The sequence below is a fragment of the Pelomonas sp. SE-A7 genome, from assembly GCF_030345705.1.
Taxonomy (GTDB): Bacteria; Pseudomonadota; Gammaproteobacteria; order Burkholderiales; family Burkholderiaceae_C; genus JAUASW01.
Map to the genome: position 1 here is coordinate 225,687 of NZ_JAUASW010000002.1, position 14,643 is coordinate 240,329.

At 66.5% G+C, this 14,643-nt stretch carries 12 protein-coding genes; 5 read left to right on the forward strand and 7 right to left on the reverse strand.

Annotated elements, in window-relative coordinates:
- Nucleotides 1-55 precede the first annotated feature (55 nt).
- Nucleotides 56-889: an outer membrane protein assembly factor BamD gene (locus QT382_RS15080; protein WP_289255466.1), complete on the forward strand. Its 834-nt coding sequence runs from the start codon at nt 56-58 to the stop codon at nt 887-889.
- Nucleotides 890-949: 60 nt separating this feature from the next.
- On the opposite strand, the gene yoaA is transcribed toward QT382_RS15080, so the two are convergent.
- A complete protein-coding gene (gene yoaA, locus QT382_RS15085) occupies nt 950-2,968 on the reverse strand; it encodes a DNA repair helicase YoaA (protein ID WP_502929895.1) in 2,019 nt (672 codons plus the stop codon).
- Between the two features lies 1 nt (nt 2,969).
- Nucleotides 2,970-3,173, reverse strand: coding sequence for a YdcH family protein (locus tag QT382_RS15090; protein ID WP_289254924.1), 204 nt, complete (start codon nt 3,171-3,173; stop codon nt 2,970-2,972).
- A gap of 64 nt (nt 3,174-3,237) precedes the next feature.
- Here QT382_RS15090 and QT382_RS15095 point away from each other — a divergent pair, with 64 nt between their 5' ends.
- Nucleotides 3,238-4,005, forward strand: coding sequence for a PP2C family protein-serine/threonine phosphatase (locus QT382_RS15095; protein ID WP_289254925.1), 768 nt, complete (start codon nt 3,238-3,240; stop codon nt 4,003-4,005).
- On the opposite strand, the gene QT382_RS15100 is transcribed toward QT382_RS15095, so the two are convergent.
- From QT382_RS15100 to QT382_RS15120, 5 genes are all read right to left on the reverse strand, one after another.
- Nucleotides 4,002-4,619, reverse strand: a complete 618-nt coding sequence (locus QT382_RS15100; RefSeq protein WP_289254926.1) for a hypothetical protein — start codon at nt 4,617-4,619, stop codon at nt 4,002-4,004. The two genes, QT382_RS15095 and QT382_RS15100, sit on opposite strands and share 4 nt — an antisense overlap.
- An 8-nt stretch (nt 4,620-4,627) precedes the next feature.
- Nucleotides 4,628-5,728, reverse strand: a complete 1,101-nt coding sequence (zapE, locus tag QT382_RS15105; RefSeq protein ID WP_289254927.1) for a cell division protein ZapE — start codon at nt 5,726-5,728, stop codon at nt 4,628-4,630.
- Between the two features lie 69 nt (nt 5,729-5,797).
- Nucleotides 5,798-7,222, reverse strand: a complete 1,425-nt coding sequence (gene lpdA / locus QT382_RS15110; RefSeq protein ID WP_289254928.1) for a dihydrolipoyl dehydrogenase — start codon at nt 7,220-7,222, stop codon at nt 5,798-5,800.
- A gap of 18 nt (nt 7,223-7,240) precedes the next feature.
- Nucleotides 7,241-8,494: a 2-oxoglutarate dehydrogenase complex dihydrolipoyllysine-residue succinyltransferase gene (gene odhB / locus QT382_RS15115; protein ID WP_289254929.1), complete on the reverse strand. Its 1,254-nt coding sequence runs from the start codon at nt 8,492-8,494 to the stop codon at nt 7,241-7,243.
- Between the two features lie 38 nt (nt 8,495-8,532).
- Nucleotides 8,533-11,388 carry a 2-oxoglutarate dehydrogenase E1 component gene (locus tag QT382_RS15120; protein ID WP_289254930.1) on the reverse strand — a complete coding sequence of 952 codons (2,856 nt, stop codon included), beginning with the start codon at nt 11,386-11,388 and terminating at the stop codon, nt 8,533-8,535.
- Nucleotides 11,389-11,787: 399 nt separating this feature from the next.
- Between QT382_RS15120 and QT382_RS15125 the strand changes: the two genes are divergently transcribed.
- The 3 genes from QT382_RS15125 (at nt 11,788) to QT382_RS15135 (ending at nt 14,640) form a co-directional block, all read left to right on the forward strand.
- Nucleotides 11,788-12,630, forward strand: a complete 843-nt coding sequence (locus tag QT382_RS15125) for an isopenicillin N synthase family dioxygenase (RefSeq protein WP_289254931.1) — start codon at nt 11,788-11,790, stop codon at nt 12,628-12,630.
- Between the two features lie 70 nt (nt 12,631-12,700).
- Nucleotides 12,701-13,003, forward strand: coding sequence for a hypothetical protein (locus QT382_RS15130; RefSeq protein ID WP_289254932.1), 303 nt, complete (start codon nt 12,701-12,703; stop codon nt 13,001-13,003).
- A gap of 62 nt (nt 13,004-13,065) precedes the next feature.
- Complete coding sequence (locus tag QT382_RS15135; protein WP_289254933.1) at nt 13,066-14,640, forward strand: ABC transporter substrate-binding protein; 1,575 nt, start codon at nt 13,066-13,068, stop codon at nt 14,638-14,640.
- Nucleotides 14,641-14,643: the final 3 nt, after the last annotated feature.

Consider the following 14,643-nt stretch of genomic DNA (forward strand, 5'->3'; position numbering starts at 1 on the left):
CAAGCGCCTGCCCCAAGGGATCATGAGTGAAAAAACGCTGGAGCTCCGGGGCTCCATGCAAGCGCCGGCCCAGGGCTCCCTGCGCTCGACGCGCGGCTCCAAGGCCGCCTGGCTGATTGGCGCCATCGCCATCGCACTGGCCGGCTGCTCCACCGACCCGAAGGATGACCCGAACTCGCAGGCCAGCCTCGACAAATTGTATTCAGAGGCCAAGTCCGATCTGGAAGGCGGCGCCTACGACCGCGCGATCAAGTCGCTGGAAAAGGTCGAGGGCCGCGCCGCCGGCACGCTGATGGCCCAGCAAGCGCAGCTGGACCTGGCCTGGGCCAACTACAAGAGTGGTGAACGCGCCGCGGCGATCACGGCCCTGGACCGCTTCATCAAGCTGAACCCGTCGAGCCCGGCCATCGACTACGCCCTCTACATGAAGGGCATTGTGAACTTCAACGAGGACCTGGGCCTGTTCGGCCGCCTGGCCAGCCAGGACGTCGCCGAGCGCGATCAGCAAGCCTCGCGTGATGCGCTGCTGGCCTTCCGCCAGCTGGTCGACCAGTACCCCTCCTCGCGCTATGCCGAGGACGCCAAGGTCCGCATCGACTTCATCACCAACACGCTGGCCACCTATGAGGTCCACGTGTCGCGCTACTACTTCAACCGCAATGCCTTTGTTGCCGCAGCCAACCGCGCGCAGAACGCAGTGCTGGAGTTCCCGCGTGCCCCGGCCGTCGAGGAAGCGCTGTACCTGATGATGCAGAGCTACGAGAAGCTGGGCCTGAAGCCGCTGCGCGATGACGCCGAGCGGGTGCTGACCAAGAGCTTCCCGCAGAGCAAGTTCCTGGTGCAGAACCAGGCCGAGCAGCAGAAGAAATCCTGGTGGAAGTTCTGGTGATTCCGGCCTGAGGCCTGTCGCCCCGCAAGAAGCGCGTGCCGGTCACGCGCTTTTTTCTTTCTAGAGAGGCAGTTCGTGATCGGCCGCCAGCTCGGCCAGCCAATCGAGGGCTTCCTGCTCATGCTCCAGCCGGGTCATGGGCGGCAGGGCCTCGCGCAGCCGCCGGCCGTAGTTCATGCCGGCCATGCGCGGGTCGCAGACTACCAGCAGGCCGCGGTCGCCCTCGCTGCGGATCAGGCGGCCGCCGCCCTGCTTCAGGGCAATCGCCGTCTCGGCGATGAAGTACTCGGCGAACGCGTTCCGCCCCGCGGCTTCCAGCCGCTGCACCCGGGCCTCGACCAAGGGATCGTTGGGCGGCGGGAACGGCAGCTTGTCGATCAGCACGCATTGGAGTGAATCACCGGGCACGTCTATGCCCTCCCAGAAGCTGGCCGAGCCGACCAGCACGGCGCGCGGATCGGCCATGAACTGGGCCAGCAGCACCCGCTTCGTGGCCGTGCCCTGCTGAAGCACGCGGATGGTGTCGCCGCCCTGTTCGAAGTCTTCGCGTAGCGCGTCACCTATCGCCTGCAAGGCCCGCAGCGTGGTGGTGAGCACAAAGGTCCGGCCGCCCAACGAGCGGGCACAGCGCGCGGCCAGCGCCGCGACCTCGCTTGGATGATCAGGCTCGGCCGGCTTGGGAAAGCGGCGCGGAATGTAGAGCCGCGCATGCTCTGGATAGTCGAAGGGGCTGCCGACCCTGAGGACGATGGCGTCGTCCAGGCCGGCCGGTTCGGTGAACCAACTCAGCCGCTCGTCCTCGCCCAGCGTGGCCGAGGTGAAGACCCAGGCCTTGGGCGGCCCGGCCAGCTGTTCCTGCATGGCCTGGCGGATGTCCAGCGGCGACTCGACCAGGCGCGCCTGCTGCGGACTCAGGTCTATCCAGCGGACCGCGCCGTCGGCAGGCTCGCCAGCGAAAGTCGCGGCCAGCGACTCCAGCTGCTCGGCCCGCTCGTGCAGGCGCTGGGAGTCGGGCGACATCTCCATCACCGTGGCCAGGGTCTCGCGGGCCAGGGTAGCGGCTTCGGCCACGCTGCTCAGGGCCTCGGCGAAGCCGGGCCGCTCCGCCCTCTCCTTCCAGGCCAGCTTGAGCAGGCCCCGCACTTCCTTCATCGGGCCAGCACAGGCCAGGCGCAGCTCGCGGGCCGCCAGTTCCAGCCGCGACTGCAGCCCTTGCCAGTCCTGCAGGCCGCGTGCATGGGCCAGGCCCTGGGCCAGCACGTCGCGGGCAAAGTCGATCAGTTGGCCTGTGCCCAGCAGGGTGCCTAGGAACTGCACGCCCACTTCGGCCAGCTGGTGGGCCTCGTCAAACACCGCCAGCTCGACCGAGGGCAGCAGCTCGGCCACGCCGCTTTCTCGCAAGGCCAGATCGGCAAAGAACAGATGGTGGTTGACCACCACCACGTCAGCCTCCATGGCCTCTCGCCGCGCCTTGACCACGTGGCAGTCGCGGTAGTCCGGGCATTCCGTGCCCAGGCAGTTGTCGCGGTTGGAGCTGACGATGGGGATGATGGGAGAACGCTCGTCCAGGCCCTCCAGCTCGGCGAAGTCACCGCTGTGGGTCTGCTGGGCCCAGCGCTCCACGCGGGCCAGCATCATCACGGCGCGGCGGTCCGGCAGCTCTGCGCTTTGCCTTGCCTGCTTCATGCGGTGCAGGCAGAGGTAGCTGCCGCGTCCCTTGAGCAAGGCGGTGCGCACCGGCACATGCAAGGCTTCGCAAAGCCGCGGCAGGTCGCGCAGGAAAAGCTGGTCCTGCAGGCTCTTGGTCGCGGTGCTGATCAGCGCCCGGCTGCCCGACAAAAGCGCGGGCACAAGGTAAGCGAATGTTTTGCCGACGCCGGTGCCGGCCTCGACCACCAGGGTCTGGCGGCGCGCCACGGCGCGGGCCACGGCCTGGGTCATCTGCAGCTGGGGCTCGCGCGGCGAATAGCCGGCATCGGCCCGGGCCAGCGGGCCGCCGGCGTCGAAGGCCGCGGCCACCCATTGCTCCAGCTCGCTGGGCGGGTCCTCGCCGGCGCTGACGGGGGACTCGGCGTTCAAGTCAGGCAGGTTCCTGGGGATCGCAGACCTGCTCCAGGCGGGCGATCTGGTCGCGCAGCGCCAGGCGGCGCTTCTTCAACCTTTGCAGGGCCAGTTCGTCCAGCGGCGACTGTTCGACCAGACGGTCGATCATGCCGTCGAGGTCGGCATGTTCAATGCGCAACTCGATCAAACGGCGCGACAGCGAGTGAAGTTGTTCGTCCATGGCGGCTAGCGGCGCGATTATAGTTTTGACCCAACCCACGATTCGGATTTTTCCGGCCTACCGCATGACACGTCCCGCCCCCGGCTTCAGGCTCAATGCCGCCACCGGCACCCACCGCGGCGACCGGCTCTACCAGCAGGACCAGGTCGAGGTCATCAGCCATCCGCGCAATGCCGGCTGGATGCTCTCGGTGCTGGCCGATGGCATGGGCGGCAAGAGCGGCGGACGCAAGGCGGCCGACCAGGTGGTGATGACCGCCCACCAGCTGTTCGAGCGCTTCTCGCCGGAGGAAGAAAACCCGGCCGAGCTGCTGCGCCAGCTGGTCTCCGAGGCCCATCTGATGATCAAGCTGACGGCCATCTCCACCGAGGAGGAGCCGCACAGCACCATCGCCGCCTTCCTGGTCACGCCGGACCGGCGCTGCTACTGGATCCATACCGGCGACTCGCGGATCTACCATTTCCGCGGCCCCAACATGATCAAGCGCAGCTTCGACCACTCCTATGTGCAGCGCCTGGTCGACGAGGGCCAGATCACCGAGGACGAGGCGATCAGCCATCCGCAGTCCAACCTGCTGACCGGCTGCCTGGGCACGGTGCAGGACCCGACGCCCAGCGAAGACCAGATCGAGAAGCTGGAGATCGGCGACAGCCTGCTCTCCTGCAGCGACGGCCTCTGGCACTACTACAACGACCGCGAGCTCGGCACCGTGGTGCACAGCCTGCCACCGCGCGAGGCGGCCGAGTTGCTGATCAGCAAGGCGCGTCAGCGCGCCAAGGGCAGCGGCGACAACCTTTCGATGAGCTTGATCCGCCTAGACGCCATCGCCTAACGGCTGGCCGGTTGCGCCGGCAGCGCGGCTATCGAAGCCGCGGTCGGCACAGGCAGCGGCACGCCCTTCTTGCCATCGCGGCGCGCGTTGCGCTGCTCCACATCGCGGGCATGCTCGGCCAGCCTGGCCTTGCGCAGCTCGGTCTGGCGAGCTCGCTCGGCCGCCTGCAGGGCTTCCTTCTCGGCCTGCTCGACCTTGCGCTGTGCATGCGCCTGCTGGCCCGAACGCACTTGCTTCAGGCCGGCTTCGGACGAAGCCTTGGCCGGCAACGACGCCCGCGCCCCAGGGCCGGCGGCCGGTGGATCCTGCCGCGCCGAGCTGCGCAGCTCCTGCACCAGGGCCCGGTGCTGGCGCGCCTGCTCATCCATCTCGCGCTCGCGAGCCTGGATCGGATGCAGCTTCTGCTTGTACTCGGCGTTGGCCTGCGCCCGGCAGCGATTGACCTCGAAGCGCTTGCCGCATTCGGCCAGCTTCTCGGCATGGGCCGCCTCCAGTTCGCGCTGCTGCTGGCGCAGCTGGGCGCGCTCGTCGGCACCAGGGTCCGCGGGACGAGACATCGCCGCGCCGGCCGCCAGCATCAGCAAGGGAATCAGCAGCAGTCGCACAGCATTCACACTCGGCCTCAGGTCAGCGAAGTATCGACCTCGCGCCGGGCCAGCGACAGGTATTCCTGCGACTGCATTTCCTGCAGCCGCGACACGGTGCGCGGGAACTCGTGCGCCAGCGGACCCTCGGTGTAGAGCTGGTCCGGTGGCACGGCGGCCGAGATGATCAGCTTGACCCGGCGGTCGTAGAGCACGTCCACCAGCCAGGTGAAGCGCCGCGCCTCGCTGGCCAGGCGGACAGGCATCTCGGGCACGTCCGACAGGATCAGCGTGTGGAACTGGGCCGCCAGCTCCAGGTAGTCGTTCTGCGAGCGCGGCCCGCCGCACAGGGTCTGGAAATCGAACCAGACCACGCCGCCGGCGCGCCGCCGCGCACGCAGCTCGCGGTGCTCTATGTGCAGGCGCGGGTCTTCGTCGCGCGCCTCGGCCAGCGACTCGAAGGCCGTGGTCAGCGCTGCATCGGCCTTGTCGTCCAGCGGTGTGTGATACAGCTCCACATGTTCCAGCGAGCGACGCCGGTAGTCGGTGCCGTTGTCCACGTTGATCACCTCGAGCTTCTCCTTCAGCAGCGCGATGGCCGGCAGGATGCGGTCGCGATGCAGGCCGTTGGGATACAGCTCGTCGGGCTGGAAGTTGGAGGTCGTGACTATGGAAACGCGGTGCTTGAACATAGCGTCCAGCAGCCGGTGCAGGATCATCGCGTCGGTCACGTCGGCCACATGGAATTCGTCGAAGCAGATCAGGCGGAAGCGCTTGGCGATGCGCTTGCCCAGCTCTTCCAGCGGATCGGCGATGCCCTTCAAATCCTGCAGCTCGCGATGGACCTCGCGCATGAACTCGTGGAAGTGCAAGCGGGTCTTGCGGGTCAACGGCACGGCCTGGAAGAAGCAGTCCATCAGAAAGCTCTTGCCGCGTCCCACGCCACCGTACATGTAGACGCCGCGCGGCAGTGGTGGCCGTACCAGAAGCTTGGTCACCGCATTGCTGCGGCGCGCCTTGTAGTCGGCCCATTCGTCCTGGCAGCGCTGCAGCGCCGCCACGGCGTTCAGCTGAGCCGGGTCGGCCGTGTAGCCGCGCTCGGCGAGGGTCTGCTTGTAGAGCTCGGTGACAGTGGTCATGGGCCTTGAAATGAGAAGGGGCGACTTGGTCGGCCGCCCCTTGTTCGCTTTCGCTTCGCGCTCAGGCGATCAGAAGTTCAGCGTGCGCTTGTCCACGGCCAGGGCCGCTTCCTTGGTCGATTCGCTCAGAGACGGGTGGGCATGGCAGATGCGCGCGATGTCCTCGGCCGAGGCCTTGAACGCCATCGCCACCGTGGCTTCGGAGATCAGCTCCGAGGCGAAGGGGCCGATGATGTGCACGCCCAGGATCTCGTCGGTCTGGGCATCGGCCAGGAACTTGACGAAACCGGTGGTGTCGCCCAGCGCCCGTGCGCGGCCATTGGCCAGGAAGGGGAACTGGCCGGCCTTGTAGGCGCGGCCTTCGGCCTTGAGCTGCTGCTCGGTCTTGCCGACCTGCGCGATCTCGGGGCTGGTGTAGATCACCGACGGGATGATGTCGAAGTCCACATGACCATGCTGGCCGGCGATGCGCTCGGCAACTGCCACGCCTTCTTCCTCGGCCTTGTGCGCAAGCATCGGGCCGCGCACCACGTCGCCGACCGCCCAGACATTGGCCAGGTTGGTCTTGCAGTCATGGTCGACCACGATGGCGCCGCGCTCATCCAACTTCAAACCAACAGCTTCCGGGTTCAAGCCAATGGTGTTGGGCACGCGGCCGATCGAGACGATCAGCTTGTCCACGTCCAGGGTCTGCTCGGCGCCCTTGGCATCGGCATACGAGACGCTGACGCCCTTCTTGTCCGCCTTGACGGCCGAGATCTTGACGCCCAGCTCGATCTTGAGGCCCTGCTTCTTGAAGACCTTGGCGGCCTCCTTGGCGACCGACTCGTCGACGGTCGGCAGGAAGGCCGGCATGGCCTCCAGCACCGTGACCTCGGCACCCAGGCGGCGCCAGACCGAACCCAGCTCCAGGCCAATGACGCCCGAGCCGATCACGCCCAGCTTCTTGGGCACGGCGCCGACGCGCAGCGCGCCGTCGTTCGACAGCACCAGCTCTTCGTCGAACGGCGTGCCCGGCAGCGCGCGGGCATTGGAGCCCGTGGCCACGATCACGTGCTTGGCCTGCACCATCTCATCGCCGGCCTTCAGCTCATAGCCGCCGTCCTTGGCGGCGACGAAAGAGCCGCGGCCGTGGAAGAACGTGACCTTGTTCTTCTTGAACAAGTAGAGGATGCCGTCGTTGTTCTGCTTCACGACGGTGTCCTTGCGGGCCAGCATCTTGGCCACGTCCATCTTGACCTCGCCGGTCGAGATGCCATGGTCCGCGAAGTGGTGCGTCGCGTGCTCGAAGTGCTCGCTGGACTGCAGCAAGGCCTTGGACGGAATGCAGCCGACGTTGGTGCAGGTGCCGCCGGGTGCGGGGCCGCCCTTGTCGTTCTTCCACTCGTCCACGCAGGCCACGTTGAAGCCCAGTTGAGCGGCGCGGATGGCCGCGATGTAGCCGCCGGGGCCGCCGCCGATGACGACGACGTCGAATTGCTTAACAGCGCTCATGAATCGTCTCTTGGCTTCTTAGATGTCGAACAGCAGGCGGGCCGGATCTTCCAGCGCTTCCTTCATCGTGACCAGGCCCAGCACGGCTTCGCGGCCGTCGATGATGCGGTGGTCGTACGACATTGCCAGGTAGTTGATCGGGCGCACGACCACCTGGCCGTTCTCGACCACGGCGCGGTCCTTGGTGGCGTGAACGCCGAGGATGGCCGACTGCGGCGGGTTGATGATGGGCGTCGACAGCATGGAGCCGAAGGTGCCGCCGTTGGAGATCGAGAAGGTGCCGCCGGTCAGGTCGTCGATCGAGATCTTGCCTTCCTTGGCCTTCTGGCCGAACTCGGCGATCTTCTTCTCGATGTCGGCGAAGCTCAGCTGGTCGGCATTGCGGATGATGGGCACGACCAGGCCGCGCGGCGAGCCGACGGCGATGCCGATGTCGAAGTAGCCGTGGTAGACGATGTCGTTGCCGTCCACCGAGGCGTTCAGCACCGGGTACTTCTTCAGCGCGGCGACGGCCGCCTTGACGAAGAAGCTCATGAAGCCCAGCTTGACGCCGTGCTCCTTCTCGAACTTCTCCTGGAACTTCTTGCGCATCTCCATCACCGGGGCCATGTTCACTTCGTTGAACGTGGTCAGGATGGCGTTGGTCGATTGCGACTGCACCAGGCGCTCGGCGACGCGGGCGCGCAGGCGGCTCATGGGCACGCGCTGCTCCGGGCGGTCGCCCAGGTTCTGCTGAACCGGCGGCTGCACGGCCGGCAGCGGCTTGGCCACGGCCGGGTTGGCGGCGACGGCCACAGGCGCCGGCACGGCGGCCTTGGCGCCACCGGCCACAGCCGCCAGCACATCGCCCTTGGTGACGCGGCCGTCCTTGCCGGTACCGCTCACGTCACCGGTCGACAGGTTGTTGTCGGCCAGCAGCTTGGCGGCGGCCGGCATGGCCACGTCGCCCTTGCTCGCGGCAGCGGCCGGAGCAGCCGGCGGCGGCGCAACCGGGGCAGCAGCCGCCGGAGCGGCGGCAGCGCCGGCCTTGCCTTCGCTGTCGATCTTGGCGATGGTCTCTTCGCTGGTGACGGCGGAGCCGTCAGCCTTGACGATCTCGGCCATCACGCCGGCCGACGGCGCGGGCACTTCCAGCACCACCTTGTCGGTCTCGATCTCGACCAGGATCTCGTCGATGGCGACGGCCTCGCCGGGCTTCTTCTTCCAGGTCAGCAGCGTGCCTTCGGCCACGGACTCGGACAGCTGGGGAACTTTGACTTCTACGATTGCCATGATTTGTTCTTTCGATTCTGTTCAGTGCCGGGCGCTGATCACTTGGTCAGGATGAAGCCCTTGAGCTTCGCGAAGGCCTGATCCAGCAGCGCCTTCTGTTGCTCCTGGTGCAGGTGCGCATAACCGCAGGCCGGCGAGGCCGAGGCCGGGCGACCGGCGAAGCCGAGCTTCTGGCCGTCGAGCATGTTCTCGTGGATGTAGTGCTGCACGAAGAACCAGGCGCCCTGGTTCTGCGGCTCGTCCTGGCACCACACGATGTCGGTGGCGTTCGGGTAGCGCTTGATCTCAGCAGCGAAGGCCTTGTGCGGGAACGGATAGAGCTGCTCGACGCGGATGATGGCCACGTCGTTGGACTTCTTGTCCTCGCGCTTCTTGACCAGGTCGTAATAGACCTTGCCCGAGCAGGCGATCACGCGCTTGACCTTGGCGGCGTCGATGCCGGCATCCTGCTCGCCGATCACCGTCTGGAACTCGCCCTTGGTGAATTCGCTCAGCGGCGAGGTGGCGTCCTTGGCACGCAGCAGGCTCTTGGGGGTCATGATGACCAGCGGTTTGCGGAACATGCGCAGCATCTGGCGACGCAGCACGTGGAAGATCTGCGAAGCCGTGGTCGGCTGGACCACCTGCATGTTGTTGTCGGCCGAGAGCTGCATGAAGCGCTCCAGGCGGGCCGAGCTGTGCTCGGGGCCCTGGCCTTCGTAGCCGTGCGGCAGCATCAGCACCAGGCCGTTGGCGCGGCCCCACTTCACTTCGCCGGAGGCGATGAACTGGTCGATCACGACCTGGGCACCGTTGACGAAGTCGCCGAACTGGGCCTCCCAGATGGTCAGCGTGTTCGGCTCGGCCGCGGCATAGCCATATTCGAAGCCCAGCACCGCCTCTTCGGACAGGATGGAGTCGATGACGACGAACGGGGCCTGGTTCTCGGCCACGTTCTGCAGCGGGATGTAAGTGCCTTCGTCCCAGTTCTCGCGCGCCTGGTCATGGATCACGGCATGGCGGTGGGTGAAGGTGCCGCGGCCGCAGTCCTCACCGGACAGGCGCACCGGGTAGCCCGAGGACACCAGCGAGGCGAAGGCCATGTGCTCGCCCATGCCCCAGTCGATGTTGGTTTCGCCGCGGCCCATGGCGGCGCGGTCGGCGATCAGCTTCTGCACCAGGTTGTGGGCGACGAAGTCCTTGGGCAGCGTGGTGACGCGCTCGGCCAGGCGCTTCCACTCCGACATCGGGATCGCCGTGTCGCAGTTGTCGGTCCACTTCTTGCCAAGGAACGGCGTCCAGTCGGTCGCGTACTTGCTCTTGAAGTTGGTCAGCACCGGGTCCACCGTGTGGCGGCCTTCGTCCATGGCGGCGCGGTAGGCCTTGGCCATGTTGTCCGGCTCGTCGGCAGTCAGCGTGCCCTGCGCCACCAGCTTCTCGGCATACAGCTTGCGGGTACCAGGGTGGGCGGCAATCTTCTTGTACATCAGCGGCTGGGTCAGGGCCGGCGTGTCCTGCTCGTTGTGGCCCAGCTTGCGGAAGCACACGATGTCCAGCACCACGTCCTTCTTGAACTGCTGGCGGTAGTCCATGGCCAGCTGCGTGGCCCAGACCACGGCTTCCGGATCGTCGCCGTTGATGTGCAGCACCGGGGCCTCGATCATCTTGACCACGTCCGAGCAGTACTGCGTGGAACGCAGGTCGCGCGGGTCGCTGGTGGTGAAGCCGATCTGGTTGTTGATGACGATGTGGACCGTGCCGCCGGTGCGATAGCCGCGGGTCTGGGCCATGCACAGGGTTTCCTGCACCACACCCTGGCCTCCGAAGGCCGCATCGCCGTGCACAAGCACGGGCAGCACTTGCGAGCCGGCGCTGTCGCCGCGGCGGTCCTGACGGGCGCGCACGCTGCCTTCGACCACCGGGTTGACGATCTCGAGGTGCGAGGGATTGAAGGCCAGGCTCAGGTGCACCGGGCCGCCGGGCGTCGAGACGTCGCTAGAGAAACCCTGGTGGTACTTGACGTCGCCGGCCGGCAGGTCGTGCGCACCCTTGTGCTCGAACTCGGCGAACAGTTCCGAGGGCATCTTGCCCAGCGTGTTCACCAGCACGTTCAAACGGCCACGGTGGGCCATGCCGATGACGATTTCCTGGACGCCGTTCGCGCCGGCACGGCGCAGCAACTCATCCATCGCGGCGATGAAGCTTTCGCCGCCTTCCAGCGAGAAGCGCTTCTGACCGACGTACTTGGTGTGCAGGTAGCGCTCCAGGCCTTCGGCCGCGGTCAGGCGGTCGAGGATCTGCTTCTTCTCGGCGGCGGTGAAGCTGGGCTTGCTGCGCGCCTTCTCCAGGCGCTCCTGCCACCAGCGCTTCTCGGCCGGGTCGGAGCCATGCATGAACTCGGCGCCGATGGAGCTGCAGTAGGTCTCGCGCAGCGCCTGGACGATCTGGCGCAGCGTCATGGTCTCGCCGCCGAAATAGGTGTTGGCGGCCGAGAACGAGATGTCCATGTCGGACTCGCTCAGGTCGTAGAAGGCCGGATCGAGTTCGGGAATGCGAGGACGCTCGCCGCGCTTGAGCGGGTCGAGCTCGGCCCAGCGGTTGCCGAGGAAGCGGTAGGCGGCGATCAGGCTCTGGACGTGAACCTGCTTGCGGGCCACGGCCAGGTCGGCGCTGGAAGCCTTGTTGCCGAGGGCATTGGCCTTGGCACGCTGAGCGAAGGATTCGATGACAGGCGCATGGGCCACGTCACGGGATTCGGAGCCGTCGGTGGCGGGAACGTTCTGCAACGCGTCGAAGTAGGCGCGCCAGTTGTCGGGCACCGAGCCCGGGTTGTCGAGGTAGGCCTCGTACATCTCTTCGACGTAGGGCGCATTGCCTCCGAACAGGTACGAGTTGGACCTGTATTGCTGCATCATTTCGCTCACCTCATGCCCCGATTCCCAAGGCTGTTGGCTGGTTAGTAAACCTTCCGCGACACGGCTTGACCGGTTGGCGGATTGCGACCCGCCTTTGCTGTTGCCAGAAAAGGGGACGGGAAGGACCACAAAGTCTCAAGGGCCGGACTGTAGCACCGACCGCTTGCCCCACCGCGCCGGCCCGGCTTGCTGAAATCGGCAGTAATCCTCGCGCCACTGCGGCCTTCAAGCCGATCTTGTCCCCAGCTTTCCCAGCAGAAGTTGGCCCGCCTGATCTTGCGCAAACCCCGTGGCCAAACGTTTGCGATTCGGGGCGCCAGGGCTTAGACTTCGCCCCTGCGCGGCCAGGCCCCGCCATTGAATGGCCTGCCGTAGGGATAGCTTCAGGAGAAAGATCCCATGCAAGTCCGAGTCGTCGACTACCGCGCGCCCGATGCCGCGGAGCAATTCACCCGTTCGCTGCACGAAACCGGCTTCGGCGTGCTGGTCAACCACCCGATCCAGCAGGCGCTGGTCGAAAAGATCTACGCCGACTGGCTGAGCTTCTTCAACACCGAAGAGAAGCACCAGTTCGCGTTCTCCCAGGAAAAGCAGGACGGCTACTTCTCGACCGAGATCTCCGAGACCGCCAAGGGCGCGACGCAGAAGGACATCAAGGAATACTTCCACATCTACCCCTGGGGCCGCGTGCCGGCGCAGCTGAAGGCCGATGCGGACTCGTACTACAAGCAGGCCAATGAGCTGGCCGAAGAGCTGCTGTCCTGGGTCGAGCGCTACACGCCGCCCGAGATCGCCAAGCATTACCGCGAGCCGCTGTCCAACATGATCAAGGGCAGCCAGCAGACGCTGCTGCGCGTGCTGCGCTACCCGCCGCTGACCGGCAATGAGCCGGCCGGCTCGATCCGCGCCGCAGCCCATGGCGACATCAACCTGCTGACCATCCTGCCGGCCGCCAACGAGCCGGGCCTGCAGGTGCAGGGCAAGGACGGCAGCTGGCACGACGTGCCCTGCGACTTCGGCACGCTGACCATCAACATCGGCGACATGCTGCAGGAAGCCTCGCAGGGCTATTACCCCTCGACCCAGCACCGCGTGGTCAACCCGACCGGCGAAGGTGCAAAGAAGAGCCGCGTCTCGCTGCCGCTGTTCCTGCATCCGCGCAACGACGTGGTGCTGTCGGACCGCTACACGGCGGACAGCTACCTGCAGGAGCGCCTGCGCGAGCTGGGCGTCAAGAAGTAAGCCGCGTTTGCCCCGCTCCAGGCCGCCTTCGAGGCGGCCTTTTCTTTTGCAGCCTTCCTATGATGGCCGCGTGAGCCGCCACTACCGTGTCATCCTGATCCAGTCCGAGGCGCCGCCCAAGCCGGCGCTGGGCCAGCCCTGCAACGGCTGCGGCCTGTGCTGCCTGGCCGAGCCCTGCCCGGTCGGTGCCCTGCTGAGCCTGAAGCTGCGCGGCACTTGTCGCCTGCTGAGCTGGGACAGCGAGCAGCGCCGCTACCTCTGCGGCGCGCTGATGGCGGCCCCGACCGGCTGGCCGCGCCGCCTGATGTCGCGCTGGATTGCCGCCGGCGTCGGCTGCGATGCCGAGCTGGAATCCGCCCCGGGCAAGCCCTAGGCGCGCAGCCCGGCGCGCCCGCCCTAGCATCCGACGTCGTCGCCACGTCCCAGGGATGCCTCGTGTTCCTTCGCAAGCTCAAGCAAACCGCCGTCCTGCTGCTGACCATGCTGGTCATGGCCGCGCAGGCCAGCACCCTGCGCTGGGCCGCCCAGAACGACATCCTGAGCCTGGACCCGCATTCGCAGAACCACACGGTCACGACCGCGCTGCTGATGCATTCCTACGAAGGCCTGACCCGCTACAACGCCCGCTATGAATTGGAGCCGGCCCTGGCCAGCAAGTGGACGGTGGTCTCACCCACCCTCATCCGCTTCGAGCTGCGCAAGGGCGTCAAGTTCCACGATGGCACGCCGTTCACCGCCGACGACGTGGTCTTCAGCTTCAACCGCATCCGCCAACCGCAAGGCACGATGCAGATCTACGTGACCGGCATCAAGGAGATCCGAAAGCTCGGCCTGCACGAGATCGAGCTCCAACTCGAAGCCACCAATCCGCTGCTGCTGAAGAACCTGGTCGACTTCCGCATCGTCAGCAAGCCCTGGGCGGAGAAGCACAAGTCGGTCCAGGTGCAGGACTACCGCAGCAAGGAAGAGAACTACGCCTCGCGCAACGTCAACGGCACCGGGCCCTACAAGATCACCGGCTGGCAGCCCGACCAGAAGGTCTCGCTGACGCTGAACAAGGACTGGTGGGACCAGCACCACAACAACGTCGCCGAGGTGCAGTACCTGCCCATCAAGTCGGATGCGACGCGCGTGGCCGCCCTGCTCTCCGGCGACGTGGACCTGCTGACCGACCTGCCCACCCAGGACGTGGCCCGTCTCAAGTCCGACCCTCGCATCAAGCTGGTCGAGGGGCCCGAGACCCGCACCGTGTTCTTCGCCCTGGACCAGGGCAGCGAGGAGCTGCGCGGCAGCAATGTGAAGGGCAAGAACCCGTTCAAGGACAGGCGGGTGCGAGAGGCGATGTCCATCGCCATCGACCGCGAGGCGATCAAGCGCACCACCATGCGCGGCCTCTCGATCCCGGCCGCGCTGATGATTCCGCCCGGCGTCAATGGCCACTCTGCCGAGCTGGACGCCGTGGTCCGCCCCGACCTCGACAAGGCCCGCAAGCTGCTGGCCGATGCCGGCTACGCGCAAGGTTTCGAGGTGCCGCTGTACTGCCCCAATAACCGCTATGTGAACGACGAGGAGATCTGCCTCGCCGTGGTCTCCATGTGGGCCAAGATTGGCATCCAGGCCCGCCTGGTGGCCCAGCCCATGTCGCAGCACAGCCAGGCCTTCCAGCGCTTCGAGGCGCCGCTCTACATGCTGGGCTGGGGCGTGCCCAATTTCGACGCCCAGTTCACGCTGCAGGCGATCACCCACACCCGCACCGGCGGCCCTGACGGCAGCTTCAACTACGCCAAGGTCAGCGACGCCAAGCTGGACCAGCTGATAGACGCGCTCAAGGTCGAGCCCGACATGGCCAAACGCAACGCGCTGATCCGCGAGGCCCTGCTGAGGGTTCGCGACGAGCACTTGTTCATTCCGCTGCACCACCAGATCCGGCCCTGGGCCATGAAGACCAACGTGGACACGGTGCACCGCTCGGACGACCGGCCCGAGGCCCGTTTCACCTCCATCCGCTGAAGG